The sequence below is a fragment of the Saccharothrix sp. NRRL B-16348 genome (assembly GCF_001280085.1).
GTDB lineage: Bacteria > Actinomycetota > Actinomycetes > Mycobacteriales > Pseudonocardiaceae > Actinosynnema.
The window spans coordinates 14,733-35,375 of the sequence record NZ_LGED01000261.1 but is presented as its reverse complement, the minus strand read 5'-3'; the positions used below and the strand labels follow the sequence as shown (position 1 = coordinate 35,375).

Annotated in this window: 14 protein-coding genes; 7 read left to right on the top strand and 7 right to left on the bottom strand. The window is 71.4% G+C overall.

Annotated features, from left to right (window positions below; all coding sequences use genetic code 11):
* Positions 1-318 (bottom strand): hypothetical protein (locus tag ADK67_RS54390; RefSeq protein ID WP_231648654.1); only part of this gene is annotated, 318 nt, incomplete at its 3' end.
* Here ADK67_RS54390 and ADK67_RS43530 point away from each other — a divergent pair.
* From ADK67_RS43530 to ADK67_RS43510, 5 genes are all read left to right on the top strand, one after another.
* A complete protein-coding gene (locus tag ADK67_RS43530) occupies positions 305-7,729 on the top strand; it encodes a hypothetical protein (RefSeq protein ID WP_053722476.1) in 7,425 nt (2,474 codons plus the stop codon). The two genes, ADK67_RS54390 and ADK67_RS43530, sit on opposite strands and share 14 nt — an antisense overlap.
* Positions 7,730-7,970: 241 nt before the next feature.
* Entirely contained in the window at positions 7,971-8,396 is a 426-nt protein-coding gene (gene sdhC / locus ADK67_RS43525) for a succinate dehydrogenase, cytochrome b556 subunit (protein ID WP_053722475.1), read from the top strand.
* A gap of 2 nt (positions 8,397-8,398) precedes the next feature.
* Entirely contained in the window at positions 8,399-8,809 is a 411-nt protein-coding gene (locus ADK67_RS43520; RefSeq protein WP_053722474.1) for a succinate dehydrogenase hydrophobic membrane anchor subunit, read from the top strand.
* A gap of 25 nt (positions 8,810-8,834) precedes the next feature.
* Positions 8,835-10,589, top strand: a complete 1,755-nt coding sequence (sdhA, locus tag ADK67_RS43515) for a succinate dehydrogenase flavoprotein subunit (RefSeq protein WP_053722473.1) — start codon at positions 8,835-8,837, stop codon at positions 10,587-10,589.
* The gene (locus tag ADK67_RS43510) at positions 10,589-11,371 is read left to right on the top strand and encodes a succinate dehydrogenase iron-sulfur subunit (RefSeq protein ID WP_053722472.1); all 783 of its coding nucleotides are present in this window, start codon (positions 10,589-10,591) and stop codon (positions 11,369-11,371) included. Before sdhA ends, ADK67_RS43510 begins: the two co-directional genes overlap by 1 nt.
* 203 nt (positions 11,372-11,574) lie before the next feature.
* On the opposite strand, the gene ADK67_RS43505 is transcribed toward ADK67_RS43510, so the two are convergent.
* Complete coding sequence (locus ADK67_RS43505) at positions 11,575-12,870, bottom strand: D-alanyl-D-alanine carboxypeptidase family protein (protein WP_063797921.1); 1,296 nt, start codon at positions 12,868-12,870, stop codon at positions 11,575-11,577.
* 60 nt (positions 12,871-12,930) lie between these two features.
* On the opposite strand from ADK67_RS43505, the gene ADK67_RS43500 reads away from it, so the two are divergent.
* Positions 12,931-13,167 (top strand): SCO4848 family membrane protein, encoded by a 237-nt coding sequence (locus tag ADK67_RS43500; protein ID WP_053722470.1) that lies wholly within the window; start codon positions 12,931-12,933, stop codon positions 13,165-13,167.
* Positions 13,168-13,192: 25 nt separating this feature from the next.
* On the top strand, positions 13,193-13,537 hold the full coding sequence (locus tag ADK67_RS43495) for a hypothetical protein (protein WP_053722469.1): 345 nt from the start codon (positions 13,193-13,195) through the stop codon (positions 13,535-13,537).
* 15 nt (positions 13,538-13,552) lie between these two features.
* Here the strand turns inward: ADK67_RS43495 and yhjD are convergent, their stop codons facing one another.
* The 5 genes from yhjD to ADK67_RS43470 form a co-directional block, all read right to left on the bottom strand.
* Positions 13,553-14,563 carry an inner membrane protein YhjD gene (gene yhjD / locus ADK67_RS43490; protein ID WP_053722468.1) on the bottom strand — a complete coding sequence of 337 codons (1,011 nt, stop codon included), beginning with the start codon at positions 14,561-14,563 and terminating at the stop codon, positions 13,553-13,555.
* A 25-nt stretch (positions 14,564-14,588) separates the two neighbouring features.
* Entirely contained in the window at positions 14,589-15,569 is a 981-nt protein-coding gene (gene trpS, locus ADK67_RS43485; RefSeq protein ID WP_053722479.1) for a tryptophan--tRNA ligase, read from the bottom strand.
* 111 nt (positions 15,570-15,680) lie between these two features.
* Entirely contained in the window at positions 15,681-15,968 is a 288-nt protein-coding gene (locus ADK67_RS43480; protein WP_053722467.1) for a hypothetical protein, read from the bottom strand.
* Between the two features lie 161 nt (positions 15,969-16,129).
* Complete coding sequence (locus ADK67_RS43475) at positions 16,130-18,649, bottom strand: bifunctional FO biosynthesis protein CofGH (protein WP_082404722.1); 2,520 nt, start codon at positions 18,647-18,649, stop codon at positions 16,130-16,132.
* Between the two features lie 83 nt (positions 18,650-18,732).
* On the bottom strand, positions 18,733-20,418 hold the full coding sequence (locus ADK67_RS43470) for a TIGR03767 family metallophosphoesterase (protein WP_053722466.1): 1,686 nt from the start codon (positions 20,416-20,418) through the stop codon (positions 18,733-18,735).
* Between the last annotated feature and the right edge of the window lie 225 nt (positions 20,419-20,643).

The following is a 20,643-nucleotide window of genomic DNA, read 5'->3' as shown; positions in this document are numbered from 1 at the left end:
CACCCCTCCCCCCCCGCCACCCCCCCCGCCGCCCCCGGCGAACCCCGCACCGCAGAACACCGGCCCTGCCGCACCACCGCCACCGCCACCGCCGTCGGTCACCTCGACGCAGCAGGCCGCCCCACCACCACCACCGCCACCCCCGTCTGCTTCGACCACGACGGCCGGACCTGCCGCGCCGCCGCCCCCACCCGGGTTCGGGACCCAGGCACCGTCGTCGGGTCCGCCGGCACCGCCGCCCCCGGGCGCGCCGTCCACGTCCGCCACGCCGGCGGCACCGTTCTCGACCAGCCGCGACGACGCCTTGAAGAACGGCATCCTGGACCGCCTGCCCGCCAACATCCCCCCGGCACCGGTCACGATCGCCGGCGTCCAGGTCGACATCGGCCAGATCCGAGCGGGCATCGACGCCCTGTTCGGCACCCTGAACGACACCCACGGCATCAGCACCACGCCGAACGTGAACCCCGACCTGGTGGTCCAGCTCGACCAGCAGACGTTCGCCAAGCACTTCGCCGTCCAACAAGAACTCGACACCGCCCTCAACACCCACGACCGAGGCGAATCGGACCTCACCGTCCAAGACCTCACCGCGCAGGGCATCGACCCGGCGCAGGTCCGCGCCGAAATCCTGTCCCCCGACTTCCTGCGTCAGCTCAACAACGGCAGCCCGGACGCCACCGCACGCCTCGACGCCCTGCTGGACAGCGTCGTCCACGCCAAGGTCGGCCCCAACGGCGACGTCGACGCGCAGCGGAACAGCCTGATCCAGAGCACGCTGACCAACCCCGCACGGGCCATCAACGGGCACGTCCTGCTCAACACCGACCACCTCAACGACCTCACCACCGACCCGTCGCGCAAAGCCGACGCCATCCGCCACCTGCTCACCCACGAGTTCATGCACGTGCACTCCGTGGGCAGCGACCAGACCTTCGCCCACCGCGCAGGCCAAGGCGGCGTCTACAACACCAACATCAACCCCGACGAAGCCACCACCGAACTCCTCGCCCGCCGCATCACCGACGCCCTCGCCCAACGCCAAGGACAAACCCCCCAGTACAACCAGTTCCCCGACGGCAGCGCCCGCTACCAGACCAACATCGACGCGCTGAACAAGGAGTTCGACCGGACCCGGTCCAAGTGGGACAGCTTCAACGCCGGGACCACGTTCCAGACCATGCTCCGCGACTACTTCGGCGGTGTCGCCGAGCCCGCCACCCCTGCCCGGACGCGCCCCGCACCGCCGAACGCGCCGATCCCGCTGGTCGACCTCGCCGCACCGGCGGCCAACACCACGCCCGCCCCCGCAGCACCGAACCCGGCTCCGAACCCAGGGCCGAACCCGGGACCGAGGCCCGTGCTCGCGTCGCGGAACCTGCCGGACTTCTTCCAGCACGGCAAGGCTCTGGGCACGATCGCGCCCACCGACGTGCGTGGCGCGCAGCACGTCACCGGCACCATGACCGGCATCACGCGGGCCGACGCCGCCGTCATCGAAAGCGCGCTGGAGAACAACTTCGAGTCGTTCCTCGGCCAGGGTCGCGACTTCCAGGTCAAGATCGACGGCACGTGGTACGAGGCCAACGTGCGGGCCACGATGCTCCCGCCGGCCGACGTCGCCGCGGTCACCGGCACGCCGTCCACCACCACCAAGGTGGACATGGCCGCCCAGTCCGCCGCCAACACGGGCACCGCCACCAACCTCACCACCGCCAACGACGTCGGCCTCGCCGCGGCGGCGAGCGCGGGCGTCGGCCCGTACGGCTCGCTGGCGGGCAAGGCGCAGCTCGCCACCCCCGCCACCACGCTGAACACGTCCTCCGGCACGGTGGACCAGCGGTTCATCCGCGGCGGCGAGAGCTCCACGAACGTCGACGTCCCGGTCTCCTTCCAGGTCACGCTCACCGCCGCCAACGGCAAGGTGCGCGCACCGCAAGCGGTCAACGGCGGCGTCACCCTCGCCGTGCCGAACGACCTGGAGACGATCGCCGGCTCGGGCAACGCCCAACCGGCCGCCGCCCTGCCGCCGGGCTGGGGCGCCAAGCTGGAGCACCCGACGCCCGAAGCCGTCACGGACTTGGACGCGAAGCAGGCGTTCACGGACGTCGCCGCGAAGCTGCACCCGTCGATCACCAAGATCGGCGCGCCCGGCCGCACCGCGTTGCAGGACTTCCTCAACCCCACCACCGTCCGCGACAACCTCGGCGCGATGCTGGGCGGCTGGGTCACCTCGCCCGACCTGATCAGCCCGCACGGCAACAAGGCCAACGCCGTGCAGATGAAGGCGACCCTGCTGAGCGCCGAGCTGGTCGGCACGACCGACGCCGCCCAGCTCCGGCTGCACGAGTCCCAGGCCACCGGCAGCTCCGTGTCCGCCACCACCAAGACCGGCTTCGACGTCGCGGCCGGCGTCGGCGGCGGGGTGGGCGTGCCCGGCGTGATCGGCGGCGCGGCCGGCGTCACCGGCGGGTACTCGGCCCGGACCTCCGAGACCTCGAACGCGGGCACGACCAGCAGCACCCGCACCGGCATCCAGCTCAAGGGCGACACCGGCCTCTACAAGGTGACCGCGAACGTCCACATCCGCACGCCCAACGGCGCGGACGTGATCACGCCGGTCACCACCTATATGCGGGTCGGCCTGCCCGAGGCCGCCTCACTGACCCTGCCGGTGCCGCCGGGCACCGCCCCCGGGCTGACCAAGCCCGACACGGCGGGCACCAAGTACCTCCCGCCGTACCTGGCCGCGGACCTGGCGGCGGGCAACGTCAAGGTCGGCGAGTTCGGCCCGGGCGCCCAGGTCCAGCAGCAGGTCCAGGCCACGTTGCGCGCCGTGCCCGGCTTCGAGAAGTTCCTGCCGGGCTGGAACGACCCGAACACCGGTTCCCGCAAGGGCCAGGGACTGGCCGACGTCGCGGAGGCCATGGCGAACCAGCGCAAGCTCGACGCGGAGCTGTCGCCGACCGCGCTGAAGACCAAGATGGACAGCCTGCTCGGCGCCGGTGTGCAGGTGCAGCTCAAGAAGCGCGGCCTGAGCACCAACGAGTACGTCAACGTCACCGTCCGCGCCCGACCGGTCGGCACGCGGCACCTCGGTCAGGTCGACGCCCGCAACGTGCGCGGTTCGGCGAACACCGCGCCGAAGCTGGACAGCACCACCGCCACGCAGAAGTCGGTCAGCGTCGGTGTCGAGGGCAAGGCGGTGTTCCCGGTCAAGACCGGCGCCGCCTCGCTCACCCCGACGCCGCAGGTCGGCGCGAAGTACACCTACGGGTGGGGCACCAAGAACACCGGCGGACCGACGGTCACGAGCACGGGCCTCAACGTCGGCAGCCCGGACGCCCAGGTGTTCGCGCAGGACCTGGAGTTCTACGTCGAGATCACCTCGTTCAGCCGCAACCGGGCGTGGGTGAAGCGGGTGACGCCGGGCTCGCCGTTCCGGGAGGTGCCCGCCCCCAAGCTGGTCGCCATGACCGGCGGCCCCGTCCCGCCCGGCGCGAAGAGCCTGGAGCAGATCACCGGCCCGGTGCACCTGTGGGTGTCGGACAGCTCGTCGATGGACAACGACCAGTCCGGGTTCACGCCCGGCGAGCCGGTGTCCACCAGGCTCGACCAGCCGCCGACGATCAAGAACCTGCTCAACCCGCCGTCGCCGCGGCCCGCCGCGCCGGACTTCCTGCACGTCGAGGCCGTCGTCAACACCGAGACGGTGCGCGACCAGGCCATCCGGGCGCTCAACCTGGCGGCGAAGGGCGACTCGGCGCTGACCGTGCCCGGCACCGAGGCGCGCAACCAGATCGACAAGCTGTTCAGCCCGGAGAGCATCAAGGCCAACCTGCGCAAGCTGACCGAGACCGGCATGCAGGAGAACGGCCTGAAGTACGGCCGCCGGGTCACCGACCGCAGCGGCGCCATCGGCATGGCGATCGAGCTGGGCAACCCGAAGCTGGTGTCGATCTCCGACAACACCGGCACGGAGAACGCGACCACCGGCGGCTACAAGGCCGGTGACGCGAAGACCAGCAGCCACACCGTCGACCTGACCGGCGGCGTCAACCTGCCGGTCAAGCCGAACGCGGCGCCGGTGCCCGCGGGCGAGCCGAAGCCCGCGTCCGGCTCGGGCGGCGTGGCCGTGGCGGGCAAGATCACGCCGTACTCGGCGTCGAAGACGAGCGCGACCGAGGTCAGCGGCAGCGTGGACCGCAACTTCGTCACCCCGCCCAGCGCGCGGACCGTGCTGATCCAGCTCGACGCGGACGTCACCGTGGTCGCCGAGAGCCGGTCGGGCAACGTCGTCTACGGCGGCACGCCGCGCGTGGAGGGCGCCAAGGTCACCCTGCCCGGCGGCGTGTTCGTGCGGGTCAGCGAGGACGTGGCGCGCGACCTGGGCGTGCTGCCGAAGGTGCAGGCGAAGACGCCGCCGCCCGATTTCGGCTCGCTGACGCCGCCCGGGACGCTGACGCCGGACAAGCCCAGCTCGCTCGGCCTGAGCACGCTGGACACCGCGCCGAACCTGTCGGGGATGGTCTCCGGGCTGATCACCGACCTCAACGAGCAGACCAGCGGTCCGTTCAAGAGCGACCTGGTGCCGGACTCGGTCCTCAAGGACTCGATGAACAACTTCCAGCGGCTGGTCGACTTCAGCTCGCCGACGAGCGTCAAGGCGATGATCGACAGCGCGTTGGACGGCGGCGTGCCGCTGCTGCTGCACCAGCCGGGCACGTTCGGCAAGGACAACTACCAGGTCACGCTCAAGGCGCACGTCACGGCGCCGCCGAGCTTCACCGGCGTCGTCAACGACGGCGTCGACATGGAGCACACCATCGCGGGCGCCCGGAAGGCGACCGACGGCCAGGGCAGGTCCAGCGGCTGGGGCGTCGGCCTCAAGGCACCCGGCCTGGCGCAGCCCGGCAGCGCGAACCCGAACGTGTCCGGCGGTGTGGGCGTGATCGCGGCGGCGAACGTCGGCCAGCAGCACAGCAGCACCGTCAACAAGGCCACCACCGAGCAGTTCGGCCACCTGCGCGCGGGCGGTGGCCCGGCGGCGAAGTACACCGTGCCCGTCAAGTTCGAGCTGGTGGTGGAGAAGGGCGACCAGGTCGTCGCCAGGGCGTCCGAGCAGCAGGTCATCGGGGTTCGGCTGCACGCGGACAACCAGAAGGTGTTCACGCCGGCCGCCACGCCGCCCGCGCCCTACGCGTCGACCACGACCCCGCGACCCGCCGCGGTGGGCACGCCGCAGGCCGCGGCGGCCTGGCAGCGGGACGGCGGGACCGCGTTGCCGCCCAAGGCGTCGGTGGAGAACCTGCGCGCCGCCCAGGACCTGCGTGCCGCGGCGATCGCGGCGCTCACCGCGGCGGGCGCCAACAAGGGCATCACCGCCAAGGGCACCGGCTCGCTGAACACGCTGCTGGCGACGCTCAGCTCGGAGAACCTCCAGCCGAGCCTGCCGGGGATGCTCGACGGCCCCTTGGACGTGCCGGGGCTGCACGAGGCGGCGTTGGCGTTCGGTCAGCACGCCGACGTGAAGGTGTACGCCAAGCTGGTCAGGCCGAAGCTGGGCGGCCTGAGCGACGGCGTGAACCTGGAGAACCCGAAGTCGTCGGTCACCACGACCTCCGGCGAGGCCAAGCACAGCGAGACCGGCGACGTGTCGGCGGGCTGGGCGACCGGCAGCGCCGCGGTCGCGCCGAGCCAGGACCCGAAGGACAACGCGAACTTCGCCACCGGCGGCGTCGAGACCCGGCACGCCGCCGAGGACGCCGAGGCGCTGTCCGGCGGCTCGGCGACCAACAAGACCAACAACCTCAAGCCGCAGGGCCGCACCGGCCTGGTCGACTTCGACGTCGAGTACCGCGTGGTCGCCACGGTCGGCGGCAAGACCAGCGTGGTCGACCTCAGCGTGCCGGGCTCGGCCTCGGTGCGGATGCCGGCGGCGGAGGCCGAGACGGTGCTCGGGCGGGGCTTCGACGCCGGGTTGAGCGACGCGCAGACCGCGGTCAAGAACACCGCCAAGGCGTGGCGCGACGCGGAGCTGGAGGTGGACAAGGCGCGGCACGACGCGCAGGCCGTGATCAACCGGGTGGCCGCCGACATCGCCCGGCTCCAGAGCGACCTGACGACCTCGCAGGTCGGCCACAACGCCGCCATCGGCACCCAGCTCGCGGAAACCGGCCGCGTGCCCACCCTGGAGCAGGCCGTCCAGGACGCGCGGACCCGGCGCGACACGGCGAGTGACGTGGTCGCGGACCTGCGCGACCGGATCCCCGGCCTCGACGCGGCCCACCGGGACGCACAGGGCGCGCTGGACACCGCCGACGCCGACGTGCGCTCCACCGGGCTTGCCCTGGCGGACGCGAACGCGCGGCTGGACGTGGCACGGGGCAGGCTGGACGACGCGCAGGCGGCGTTGGACGTCGCCCAGGACGACCTTGACGCGCACCTCGACAACCGTCCCGAGGACGCGCCGCCGATCGCCGCGGACGAGGTCGCCAAGGACCTGGTCGGCAAGGTGGACGACGCCCGCGCCACGCGCGACACCCGTGAGGCGGAGGTCGACACGGCGGTCGAGGTCGCCGACGCGGCGCAGGTCGCGAACCAGCAGGCGATCGAGGCGCAGGCCGCCGCGCAGGCCGAGGTCGACCGGGCCCGGACCGCCGCCGAGCAGGCGCGGACCGACCTCGACCAGGCCGACGGCGAGCTGGACGCCGCGCAGGGCGCGCTGGAGACCGCCGACACCGAGCTGGGCAACGGCCGTGACGCGGCCCAGCGCGCGGCGGACGCCCGGCAGCACGCGTTGACCGCGCAGCAGCAGGTCGAGCGCACCATCGCGGACCTGGAAGCGGAGATCGCCGCGGCCGAGGTGGCGCTGGACCACCGCCGCACCGCCGCCGACCTGCGCCAACGCGACTGGTGGAACGCCCGTATCGAGGTGGACCAGCGGATCGCCGACTTCAACCGCCCGACACCCCCTTCCCCGCCGGCCGGCGGCACCGAGCCCCGCACCACCCCGGCGAACCTCGCGCCCGGCACCATCACCCCAGCCGACCTCGCGCCCGGCACCACCACCCCGGCCGACCTCGCGCCCGCCACCAACGGCACCCAGCCGGCGACCACCCCGCCACCCACCCCACAACCCACCGCACCGCACCGCGCACCGTCGACCACACCGCCGATCCCCCCGCTCACGACCGGCGGTGGACCGTCCACTCCGCACACCCGGACCGTGCCGCCGCCCCACGCGCCGAACGGCCAGGTGCCTCCCGACCTCGTCAACGAGGCCCTGAAGCACCTCCGGTTCACCGCGCACGACCTCCTGCCCTCCGCACCGCCACCGGCGCCGGGCGGCCTGTACGCGGCGGTCGGGCAGGTCACCAACATCCCGCCGGCCGCCCTCCGGCAGGACGTGGTGACCTCCGCCACCGGCATCGCCGAGCAGGTCGCGGACTTCACCGCGGCCCACCCGATGCGCAAGACCCACCTGTACGGCGCGCTGGTGGAGAACCTGAACTGGTCGCTCCAGGACCCGGCGGAGAACGCCAGGGCGGGCAACGCCCGCGACCTCACCGGCCGGCTCATCGCGTCCCGCCTGGGTGTGAACCTGGTCATCCACCTGCCGGGCGTGCCCCAGCCGGTGTGGTTGCCGCCGTTCACCGGCCCGGTCCAGCCGGAGATCCACGTCGACCTGGCCGTGGTGCACGGGGTGGCCACCTACCGACCGCGCTGACCAGCGGACGGGTCCGCAGTGGACGGTGCCGGTCACCCTTCGGGGTGATCGGCGCCGCACAGTCGGACGTGCCGGCCTGTGAGACGAATCGATCCAGTGACCACCCGGTGTCTCGTCGCTCACAGACGGGTCAGGCTGTTGGGTCGGGTGGCTCGAGCGGGTCTAGCATCCGGGGGTCAAGGTCCGCGTACGACGCACGTACCGGAGACCAGTCCACCACTGACGCTGGAGGCCGTTGCGCATGGCCGGCACCACCGCACCCGAGCGGGCGGGCACCTCTAAAGGGGGCGGAACGCTCTACCGCGGCGACCTGGGGATGTGGTCCTGGGTCGCCCACCGCATCACCGGTGTGTTGACGTTCTTCTTCCTGTTCGCGCACGTCCTGGACACCGCGCTGGTGCGCGTGTCGCCGGACGCGTACGACAAGGTCATCGAGACCTACAAGAACCCGATCGTCAACCTGTTCGAGGTCGGCCTCGTCGGCGCGGTCCTCTACCACGCGCTCAACGGCATCCGCGTGATGCTCGTCGACTTCTGGGAGAAGGGCGCGCGCTACCAGAAGCAGATGTTGTGGGCGGTGCTCGGCGTCTGGGTGCTGGTGATGATCCCCGGCACCTACTACATGATGGTCCGCACGGTTACCGACCTGCTCGGTGGGGGTCACTGATCATGAGCGAACTGACCCTGGCCAAGCCGCGCGCACCGCGCCGCCCCGCCGCCCGCCGCAGCAACTCCGAGCTGTACAGCTGGCTGTTCATGCGCATCTCGGGTGTCGCGCTGGTGGTGCTGGTGCTCGGGCACCTGTTCATCATGAACATCCTCGACGGCGGCGTGCACCGCATCAACTTCGGCTTCGTCGCGGGCCGGTGGGCCTCGCCGTTCTGGCAGATGTGGGACCTGGCGATGCTGTGGCTGGCCCAGATCCACGGCGGCAACGGCCTGCGCACCGTGATCAACGACTACGCCCGCAAGGACGCGACCCGGTTCTGGCTCAAGGTGCTGCTCTACGTGTCGATGGTGCTGATCATCGCCCTCGGCTCGTACGTGATCTTCACCTTCGACCCGAACATCACCGACTGACCCGCTGCGGGGAGTGCTCAGAGCCATGCAGTTCCACAAGTACGACGTCGTCATCATCGGCGCGGGTGGCGCCGGGATGCGTGCGGCGATCGAGTCCGGCCAGCGCGCCCGCACGGCCGTGCTCACCAAGCTCTACCCCACGCGTTCCCACACGGGCGCCGCTCAGGGCGGCATGTGCGCCGCGCTGGCGAACGTGGAGGAGGACAACTGGGAGTGGCACACCTTCGACACGATCAAGGGCGGTGACTACCTGGTCGACCAGGACGCCGCCGAGATCATGGCGAAGGAGGCCATCGACGCGGTCCTCGACCTGGAGAAGATGGGCCTGCCGTTCAACCGCACGCCCGAGGGCAAGATCGACCAGCGGCGGTTCGGCGGCCACACCCGCAACCACGGCGAGGCGGCCGTGCGGCGGGCGTGCTACGCGGCCGACCGCACCGGCCACATGATCCTCCAGACGCTGTACCAGAACTGCGTCAAGCACGGCATCGAGTTCTTCAACGAGTTCTACGTGCTCGACATCTGCATGACCGAGACCGAGGACGGCCCGGTGTGCACGGGCGCGGTGGCCTACGAGCTGGCGACCGGCGAGATCCACGTGTTCCAGGCCAAGTCCGTGGTGTTCGCCACCGGCGGCTTCGGCAAGGTCTTCAAGACCACGTCCAACGCGCACACGCTGACCGGCGACGGCATGGGCATCGTGTTCCGCAAGGGCCTGCCGCTGGAGGACATGGAGTTCTACCAGTTCCACCCGACCGGCCTGGCGGGCCTGGGCATCCTCCTGACCGAGGGCGCGCGCGGCGAGGGCGCGATCCTGCGCAACGGCTCCGGCGAGCGGTTCATGGAGCGCTACGCGCCCACCATCAAGGACCTGGCGCCGCGCGACATCGTGGCCCGCTCGATGGCGCTGGAGGTGCTGGAAGGCCGCGGCGCGGGCCCCAACAAGGACTACGTCCTCCTCGACTGCACGCACCTGGGCGCGGAGGTGCTGGAGTCGAAGCTGCCCGACATCACCGAGTTCGCCCGCACGTACCTCGCGGTCGACCCGGTGACGGAGCCGGTGCCGGTCTACCCGACCGCGCACTACGCGATGGGTGGCATCCCGACCAACGTGCACGGCGAGGTGTTGCGGGACAACGACAACGTCGTGCCCGGCCTCTACGCCGCTGGTGAGTGCGCGTGCGTGTCCGTCCACGGCGCGAACCGGCTCGGCACGAACTCGTTGCTGGACATCAACGTCTTCGGGCGCCGCGCGGGCATCGCCGCCGCCGAGTACGCGTTGAGCCGCGACGAGCACGTGGAGCTGCCGGAGAACCCGGCGGCCCAGGTCGAGGCGCAGGTGGCGCTGGTGCTGTCCGAGCACGGCGAGGAACGCGTGGCGGACATCCGCACCGAGCTGCAGGCCACCATGGACGCCAACGCGTCGGTGTACCGCACCGAGGACACGCTCAAGACGGCGCTGCACGACGTGCAGGCGTTGAAGGAGCGGTACCAGCGGATCACCGTGCAGGACAAGGGGAAGCGGTTCAACACCGACCTCCTGGAAGCCGTCGAGCTGGGCTTCCTCCTGGAGCTGGCCGAGGTTCTCGTCGTGGGCGCGCTGGCGCGCAAGGAGTCCCGCGGCGGTCACGCGCGCGAGGACTACCCGAACCGCGACGACACGAACTTCATGCGCCACAGCATGTACTACAAGCAGGGCGACGGCTTGGCGGCCGACATCCGGCTCGACTACAAGCCCGTGACGTTCACCCGGTACCAGCCGATGGAGCGCAAGTACTGATGACCGCTACCGCTGAAGTGTCCACCGGCTCGCGCGGGAACCAGCCCCCCGTGCCGGACGGCGCGATCACCGTCACCGTGAAGGTGCGCCGGTTCAACCCGGAGTTCGACGACGAGCCGCGCTGGGACTCGTTCGAGATCCCGGCCCTGCCGTCGGACCGCGTGCTGAACCTGCTGCACTACGTGAAGTGGTACCTGGACGGGACGCTGACGTTCCGCCGGTCGTGCGCGCACGGCATCTGCGGCTCGGACGCGATGCGCATCAACGGCGTGAACCGGCTGGCGTGCAAGGTGCTGCTGAAGGACCTGCTGGCGTCGGGTGGCAAGCCCACCACGATCACCATCGAGCCCATCAAGGGCCTGCCGGTGCACAAGGACCTGCTGGTCGACATGGAGCCGTTCTTCGAGGCGTTCAAGGCGGTCAAGCCGTACCTCATCACGTACGGCAACGAGCCGACGCGTGAGCGGGTCCAGTCCATCGCCGACCGCGAGCGGTTCGACGACACCACCAAGTGCATCCTGTGCGCGGCGTGCACCACGTCGTGCCCGGTGTACTGGACCGAGGGCTCGTACTTCGGCCCGGCGGCGATCGTGAACGCCCACCGGTTCATCTTCGACAGCCGGGACGAGGGCGCCGAGGAGCGCTTGGACATCCTGAACGACGTGGACGGCGTGTGGCGCTGCCGCACGACCTTCAACTGCACCGACGCCTGCCCGCGCGGCATCCAGGTCACGAAGGCCATCCAGGAAGTCAAGCGCGCCCTCCTCTTCAAGCGCACCTGACCTCCCACCCCGCACCACCACAGGGCCCCCGACCACCACTCGGGGGCCCTCGCGCATACCCGAGAGTCCTACGTTCAACGCGCGAGAGTCCTACGCCCAGGACACCTGAATTCAACGCTCAGGCACGTGCCGTTCGTCGTGAGCGTTGAATTCAGGGGGCCTGAACGTAGGACTCTCGAGGGCTGAGCGTTGGACTCTCGTGGTCAGGGGGATTGTTGGGCGGCGCGGTTGCGGGCGGCGCGGGCGGCCTTGGCGCGGCGGCTGCGCAGGTACATGAACAGGCCCAGGAGCAGGCCGAGGCCGGCGACGGCGGTGATCGGGCCGCCGACGTTGCCGAACGCCGTCTGCATGGCGGAGGGCTGGGTGCCGTCGGGCGTGGAGTTGGCGACCTCGCCGACACCGGCGCTGGTCGGCGTCGGCCGGGGCTCGGTGGTCTTCTTCTTCGCCTGCGGCGCGCCCTCGACCAGCCTGCCCACCGGGTTGCCGGACGCGGCCGGTTCCAGGGCGAAGCCGTAGTCGAGCAGGCGGGCGGCCTGGTCGGTCATCCGCACGGGCTGCTGCTGGCCGCGCAGCAGCACGACGACGAGCCGCTTGCCGTTGCGCTCGGCCGCGCCCACGTAGGTGTGCTGCGCGTCGTCGGTGAACCCGGACTTGCCGCCCAACGCACCTTCGTACGAGGTCAGCAGCCGGTTGTCGTTGACGATCGGCACGGTCCCGTTGCCGTTGGGCGCCGGGAAGTCGATCCGCTGCGTCATCACGGCCTTGACGAAGTCCGGGTACTTCATCGCCTCGCGGTAAATGAGCGCCACGTCGTAGGCGGACGTCGACGTGCCCGGCGCGTCCAGCCCGGACGGCGTCACGGCCCGCGTGTCCAGCGCGCCCAGCTCGGCCGCCAGGGCGTTCATCTTCCGGATCGCCGACGGCACGCCGCCCAGCCGACGGGCCAGCGCGTGCGCCACGTCATTGCCGGACGCCATCACGAGCGCCTGGAGCATCTGCTCGACGGAGTACTCGGCGCCGTTGCGCAGCCCGATGCAGGTGCACTCCTGCGCGAGGTCCTCGGGCGTCGCCGCCACGGTCGCGTCGGGCGCCAGCTCCTTGGCCACCACCATGGCCAGCAGCACCTTGATGACCGACGCGGGCCGCTGCCGGCCGTGCGGGTCGAGGGCCGCCAGCACGGCGCCGCTGTTCATGTCGGCGAGCAGCCAGCTCTTGGCCGTGATGCCGTCCGGGGGCACGGGCGCGTTCGGTGGCAGCACGAGGCCGCACTCACCGAGGCGCTGTCCCCCGATCGGGCTCTCCGGCACCTCCATCGGTGGTGGAGCCTTCTCGCCGGGCGCCACCTGCTCGGAGGTGTCCACCGGCGGGGGTGGTGACACCTTGTTCTCGCAGGCCGGCTGGGCCGTGGCGACCGGTGCGGCCACGAGCGACGCGCCGGCCATCAGCGCACAAGCAGCCAGGACCAGGGCAACGGGCCGTCGGAACGCGGAGGAACGCACCCGCCCAGGCTATCCACCCCGGATGAGTGACCTGCACCCGCCACGTCCGATACTGCTCCGGTGAAGCTCTCCCGCGGCATGTCCGTGTTCCTGCTTGCCTTCGGGGTGTGGTCCTGGGTGCTCTGGCCGACCTTCCTGCGCAACATCTGGAAGGACCCACGCTCGTGGGACGGCGGCCCGACCGCGTTCTTCACCGTCCACCTGCTGCTGATTGTCGCGTCGCTCACATTCGGCACGGTCATCGGCGTGTTGGGCGTGCGCGGGCTGCGTGCGGCCGGCAGCGCCAAGAGCGAGTAAACCCACCACACCTGGAGGCTCCGCCGTGGAGTTCGTGCGCCTACTGCTGGTGTTCCTGCACCTGCTCGGCATGGGCATGCTGATCGCGATGTTCTTCGTCCAGCGTCGGGCCGACGCCGACGCCCCGCTGAACAAGGGCTGGCTGCACGGCAGCGCGTTGCAGCTGCTCACCGGCGTGGCGCTGATGGGCCTGGCCCCGTTGACCGACCAGGACTACAACGACATCAAGATCGGCGTGAAGCTGCTGGTCCTGGTCGTCATCGCGGCGCTGGTCGCGGTCAACCTGAAGAAGAAGCCCGCCGCCTGGCTCACGCCCGTGCTGGCCGGCCTGGTCGTGCTGAACGTCGGCATCGCAGTCTTCTGGTCGTAGGCGGCGCCCGCGGCCTCAGCGCCGACGGAACAACGCGCCCAGCAGCAGCCCCGCGCCGACCAGCCCGACGGCGGCGCGGGGGCTGGGGCCGGACCGCACCTCCACCACGGGCCGGATCACGGCGGGCGGCGGGGCGGGCGGCGGCTCCGCGACCAGGTTCTCCCGCGCCGTGGCCGTCCACGCCGTGATGAACAGCAGGAACTGGGCCACCAGGTTCGCGAACACCAGCACACCGATGATCGGCCCGAACGCCGCGCCCGCGGGCGAGCTGGTGACGCTGCTCAGGTAGATCGTCGCGACCTGCTTGAGGGTCTCGAACCCGATCGCCGCCGCCGCCGCGCCCTTGACCGCGCTGCGCCAGCCGACGGGCTCGCGCGGCAGCTTGGCCAGCACCCACAGGAACACCAGCCAGTTCGCGACGAGCGCCAGCGCGATCGTGCCGATCTTCAGCAGCGCCTCGGCCCACCCGACGCCGTCCAGCCCGACCCACCGCAGCACCAGCTCGGCGAACCCGCTGCCGACGGCCGTCAGGCCGAACGACACCACCAGCGCCAGCCCGAGGCTGATCAGCGCCAGGAAGTCCTTCAGCGTCGTCTTCAGGAACGGCCGGTCGGCCTTCGCGTGGCCCCACTGCGCGGTCAACGCGTCACGCAGGTTGCTCATCCAGCCGAGACCGGAGTAGGCGGCGGCCAGCAGGCCGAGCACGCCGACCGTGCCCTTGGACCGGATCGCCTGCTCGACCACCTGGTTGATGGTGTCGCCGAGCGAGCCCGGCACGGCCTCCGCGATGCCCGCCTTCAGCTCGTCGAGCAGGCCGGGCTGCGAGGCGAGCACGAAACCGGCGACCGCGAAGCCGATCATCAGCATGGGCACGAGCGACAGCACGCTGAAGTACGTCACCGCCGCCGCGTAGTGCGCCCCGTACTGCTCGCTGTACCGCTCGGCGGCCCGGAACAGGTGGTCGAGCCACGGCCGCTGCCGCCGCACGCGGTCGAGCTTCGACTCGGTCCCACCCTTTTCCGCCACACGGAAAAGTTAATGCGTCAGGTGATCACACGCCACTCGACAGGAAGCCGATCCGCTCGTAGGCCCGCGCCAACGTCTTCGAGGCCACGCCGCGCGCCCGTTCCGCGCCGCGCGCCAGCACCTTGTCCAGCTCGGCGGTGTCGTCCAGGTACTCGGCCACCCGCGCCCGGACCGGCGTGACGAAGTCGGTGAACACCTCGCCGAGGTCCTTCTTCAGGTCCCCGTAGCCCTTGCCGTCGTAGTCGGCGACCAGCGACTCGACCGAACGCCCGGTCAACGCGGAGTAGATCACCAGCAGGTTGCTCACGCCGGCCTTGTGCTCCGGGTCGTAGACGATCTCGCGGCCGGTGTCGGTGACCGCCGACCGGATCTTCTTGGCCGACCGCTTCGGGTCCTCCAGCAGCTCCACCACGCCCGCCGGCACGGACTTCGACATCTTCGACGTCGGGTCCTGCAGGTCGTAGATCTTGGCGGTGTCCTTGACGATGTACGGCTCGGGCAGCCGGAACGTCTTGCCGTAGCGGGTGTTGAACCGCTGGGCCAGGTCGCGGGTCAGCTCCAGGTGCTGCCGCTGGTCCTCGCCGACCGGCACGTGGTGCGCCTGGTAGAGCAGGATGTCCGCGGCCTGCAGGATCGGGTACGTGAAGAGGCCGACGCCGATCGCCGCCTCCTGCCGCGCGGACTTGTCCTTGAACTGGGTCATCCGGCTGGCCTCGCCGAAACCGGTCAGGCACTGCATCACCCAGGCGAGCTGGGCGTGCTCGGGGACGTGCGACTGGACGAACAGCGAGGAGCGGTCCGGGTCGATGCCCAGCGCGAGCAGCTGCGCGGCCGACACGCGGGTGTTCTGGCGCAGCACCTTGGGGTCCTGCTCGACGGTGATCGCGTGCAGGTCGACGACGCAGTAGAACGCGTCGTGCGTCTCCTGCAGCGCCACCCACTGGCGGAGCGCGCCGAGGTAGTTGCCGAGGTGGAACGAGCCCGCGGTCGGCTGGATGCCCGACAGGACGCGGGGACGGCTCGCCGGAGCCGGGTTCGCGTCGGGCCGGCCCGAGGCCTCGCCCGCGGCGTTCTCACGTGAGTTGTCGACGACCACGGGAGGATTCTCCCAGGCCGATCAGACCCCCGTGGTGGCGGGCCGGACCTCGGCCGCGTCGCCGCCGTCGGCCACCGGGGTGGTGGCGACGGGCTGGTTGGCCGCCGAACGCACGACCGCCGTCCTGCGGCGCCGGACCAGACCGGCCACCAGGCCGATCGCGCCGAACGCCACCGCGGCGATGCCGACCGGTGCGTCGAGGGAGACGGGAGCCGCCACCGCGCCGTCGGCCGCCACCGCGACACCTCCGACGAGCAGGGAAGACGCCGTGCCCAGGACCAGACCCAGGACCGCACCGCGACCGCGCACCGCCCAGCCTCCTCACCAACACCGTGCCACTCCACCGAGGAGTGAACCTTGTTGACGGACGGCCGCGAACCTACCGAAGCTGTGATGCTGGCATGTTCGGTTCGGGTAAACGCGACCGGCGGCAGACTAACCACAGCCGCGCTCACCCGTCCCCGCAGGGGTTACCTCACGACGTCGACTCGGCCATATGTCGTAGTGCGCTGACGGGCCGGGCGGCCGGCCAGCGCCGCCGTGGCGTGCAGTTCCACGGCCGTGCGGGCAGAGCCGTGCTCGGAGCCCGCCATGCGGCTGATGGTCTCCTCCATGAGCGTGCCGCCGAGGTCGTTGGCGCCGCCCCGGAGCACTTCGGCGGTGCCCTCGTCGCCCAGCTTCACCCACGAGCACTGGACGTTGTCCACGCGGCCGTGCAGGGCGAGTCGGGCGAACGCGTGCACGGCCCGGTTGTCGCGCCGCGTCGGGCCGGGACGGGCCACGCCCGCCAGGTAGATCGGCGCGTTGCGGTGCACGAAGGGCAGGCCCACGAACTCCGTGAGGCCGCCCGTGCGGTCCTGGAGGGCCGCCAGCGCCCGGAAGTGCCCGAGCCAGTGGCCGGGGTGGTCGACGTGGCCGTACATCATCGTGGACGACGAGCGGAGGCCCACCTCGTGCGCGGTGGCGACCACGTCCAGCCAGGTGGCGGCGGGCAGCTTGCCCTTGGTCAGCACCCAGCGCACGTCGTCGTCGAGGATCTCGGCGGCGGTGCCGGGGATGGTGTCCAGGCCGGCCTCGCGCAGCTCGGTCAGCCACTCGCGCACGCTCACACCCGCCTTGGCCGCCGCGCTGACGATCTCCATCGGGCTGAACGCGTGCACGTGCATGCCCGGCACCTTGGCCTTGATCGCGCGCACGACGTCGGCGTAGTAGGTGACCGGCAGCTTCGGGTCGATGCCGCCCTGCATGCAGACCTCGGTGGCGCCCGCGTCCCACGCCTCCTGCGCGCGGTCGGCGACCTCGGCCACGGACAGCCGGAACGCGTCCGCGTCGCGCTCGCGCTGGGCGAACGCGCAGAACCGGCAGCCGACGTAGCAGACGTTGGAGAAGTTGATGTTGCGGTTGACCACGTAGGTGACGTCGTCGCCGACCACCTGGGCGCGCAGCTCGTCGGCGAGCCTGGCCATGGTCTCCAGCGCCGCGCCGTCCGCGGTGAGCAGCGCCATGGCCGCGTCCGTGTCGTCCAGCAGCTTCTCGGGGCTGTCCGCGGCCAGCCGGAGGGCCCGCGCGGCGTCCTCGGGCAGCCGTTCGAGGGCCTTGGGGACGCTCAACGACGCCCAGTCGCCGTAGACGCTGTCGAAGTCGCCGCGCCGGTCCTCGGTGCGGCCCTCGGTGTCGATGGCGGTGTTCAGGTCGGCCCGGCCGTAGGTGTCCAGGCCGCCGTCGGGTTCCTGCCACTCGCGGCCGACGACGGGTGCGTCCGGCTCGGCCAGCCCGTCCTGCCGCGCCAGCGCGGACACGTGCGAGGTGAGGCGGGTGTCGATCCACTGCCCGGCGGTCGCGGTCACGTACCGCGGGTAGACGGCGAGGCGCTCGCTCAGCTCGAACCCGGCGGCGCGGGTGTGCTCGGCCAGCGCGTCGACCTGCGGCCACGGCCGTTCGGGGTTGACGTGGTCCGGCGTCACGGGCGACACGCCGCCCCAGTCGTCGATGCCGGCGCGCAGCATCAGCCCGAACTCGCCGCCGACCAGGTTCGGCGGCGCCTGCACGCTCGTGGACGACGGCATGACCAGCCGCGCCACCGCGATGGTGGCGGCCAGTTCGCGCAGGTCGGCGTCGGGCATGCCGCGCATCGCGGTGTCCGGCTTGGCCCGGAAGTTCTGGATGATCACTTCCTGGATGTGCCCGTACTGGCGCGCGATGCCGCGCATGGCCAGCAGGGACTCGGCGCGCTCGGTGATCGTCTCGCCGATGCCGATCAGGATGCCGGTGGTGAACGGCACGTTCACCCGGCCCGCGTCGGTCAGCACCCGCAGCCGGACCGCGGGCTCCTTGTCGGGGCTGCCGTAGTGCGGGCCGCCCTTCTCGCTCCACAGCCGCTCGGCCGTGGTCTCCAGCATCATCCCCATGCTGGCCGCCACGGGACGCAGCCGCTGCAGCTCCTCCCAGCTCAGCACGCCGGGGTTGAGGTGCGGCAGCATGCCGGTCTCCTCCAGCACGGCGATCGCGCTGGCCCGCACGTAGTCGAGCGTCGAGGAGTACCCGCGCGCCTCCAGCCACTCCTTCGCCTGCGGCCACCGCTCCTCCGGCCGGTCGCCCAGCGTGAAGAGGGCTTCCTTGCAGCCCTGGGCGGCGGCCTGGCGCGCGATCTCCAGCACCTCGTCCCGCTCCAGGAACGCGGCGGGCAGCTTGTGCGGGACGGTGGCGAACGTGCAGTAGTGGCAGCGGTCCCGGCACAGGCGGGTCAGCGGGATGAACGCGTTGCGGCTGTAGGTGACGACACCCGGCCGCCCTTCCGCCAGCAGGTGGGCGTCGCGCACCCGGCCCGCGGCGTCCAGCAACGCGTCCAGGTCGTCACCGCGGGCGTGCAGCAGCACGGCGGCCTCGGTGACGTCGAGCACCGCGCCGTCGGCGGCACGGCGCAGCGCGCGTCGCATCGCCGATGCGCTCGGCGTCGGCTCCGGCGGGGTGATCGAGAGGTCCACGGCCACGACAACGACATTAGGTCGGGAAAATTCCTGATCACGCCCAGTGTGATTTCCGACACGGGGCGCAGTCGGGTCCTCTTCCGAGGTCACCGCACCGGCGCCCGCCCGGCGACGAGGAGCTCGGTGTTGCGGTCGGTCGGCTCGCCCACCGCGCCCGCGTTCGCGTGCGGGTCGTTGAACGCGAACTCGCGGGCCAGCGAGGCCAGGCCGCGCGGCGAGAAGTCGTCGTAGTCGGCCTGGTAGGGCGCGTCACCCTCGACCAGGGTCGTGAACAGGGACAACGTGCCGTCGCCGTTGTCGGCGAGCTCGATGATCCGGGCGTGCTGCGGGTGGTCGACGTGCGCGGCCGTGTTGATCTCCCAGAACGCCCGCTCGCCCGTGCCGTGCGGGACGATCCGGTTCTCGTGGGTGTGGCCGTTGACCCAGGCGACGACGTTCGGGAACCGGCCGAGGAGGTCGACGAGCGCCTTGCCGTCCAGCCTCGGGTCGAGCGGGCGGCGGCGGTCGGGCAGGACGTTGCCCATCGTCCAGCTGGTGTGGTGGCTGAACAGGATGAACAGCTCGTCGGTGACGTCCTGGCGGTGGGGGAAGCCGAACACGTCGTAGTAGCGGGAGCTGCCGCGCTTGAGGGTCCGTTCCAGCCAGAGGTACTGGTGCAGGCCGATCGAGCCGTCGGCGAAGCCCGCGGTGGTCGTGGTGTCGAGGCTGACGCCGGTGACGCCGGGCGCGATCGGGAACGTGTAGAAGACGTCCACGCCGTCGGCGTTGTCCTCGGTGAAGCCGTGGCCGTGCGGCCCGGGGCCGGTGTGGCGCGGGTCGAGGTGCGCCCGGACGAACTCGGCCGTGGTGAACGGCCGGCGGCGGGCGTCCGGGGTGACCGTGCGGACCAGCCCGCCCTCGGCGACGACGGCTGCCGCGTCCAGCACGTGCGCGGGGTCGGTCATGGCCCTGGCGAGCCGCTGCACCTGGCCGTCCGCGAAGCCCATGATCTTGCGGTCGGCCGTGTAGAGGCCGTCGATCAGCGGGATGCCGTCGGGCAGGGAGCCGACCACGCTGTCGTCGTGGTTGCCGAACGTGCAGTACCAGGGGATGCGCAGGCCGGGGCTGTCGAACGGGCGGATGGCGGCGTCGAGCAGGCCGGGCAGGTGCGGGAAGCCCTTGGCCTTGTAGTCGTCCAGGAGGGTTGTGTGCGGGTTCCAGTAGGCCTTGACGCCGGAGTCCTGCACGCCTTCGTAGCGGGCGGGGTCGCCGGTGTTGGCGGTGATCCGGCCGCCGTTGAGGACGGTGAGGAACCAGTCCAGCTCGACCAGTTCGTGGTTGTCGGTGTTGTCGCCCGTGGTCATCATGAAGTCGATCGGGCGGTGGGTGAACGGCCCGGTGCGGATGGCGTTGATCTTCTCGACCAGCGCCGTCGACGTGTGCTGGGCCAGCGTCTCGTGCGCGCGGAACGCACCCGCGCCCAGCAACGGGTGGGTGTACTCGAAGCGAGCCGGGCTCTGGGTGTCGACCATGTGCATGTCGGTGAACTGGACGAAGCAGGCCAGCGACGTGCGCCGATCGGCCCGTCCCGCGCCGGGCGTCGCCAGGTCGGACCGCACCGCCAACGGCCACCCTGGCCCGGCCTGCAACCTCCGGTAGCCCGTGCCGCCGACCGCCGTCGCCGCGGTGTCCAGGGTCGTGCCGGTGGTGGCCGCCCAGGCGGGCCCGCCCCACAGCAGCACCGCGCCCGCCGCACTCGTCGCCTGGAAGAAACGCCGCCGGCTGATCCCCATCGAACACTCCCGCGTCTCGGTTAGGTGAAAAGTTCTCACGAACCGGGGAGCGCGTCACGAACTCGGGGTGAAGTGCGGCCGAACGAGCGAAGTCGATCGTCGGGTGGATCGGTTCCGTTGCGCGGCAAGGCTTTCGCGCGACGGCAGGACATCGCGCCGAATTCGGCCGCATGTGTTCCCGATCACACCTCACGGGGTCCGGGTTACCGGCACGACCGGCCACCC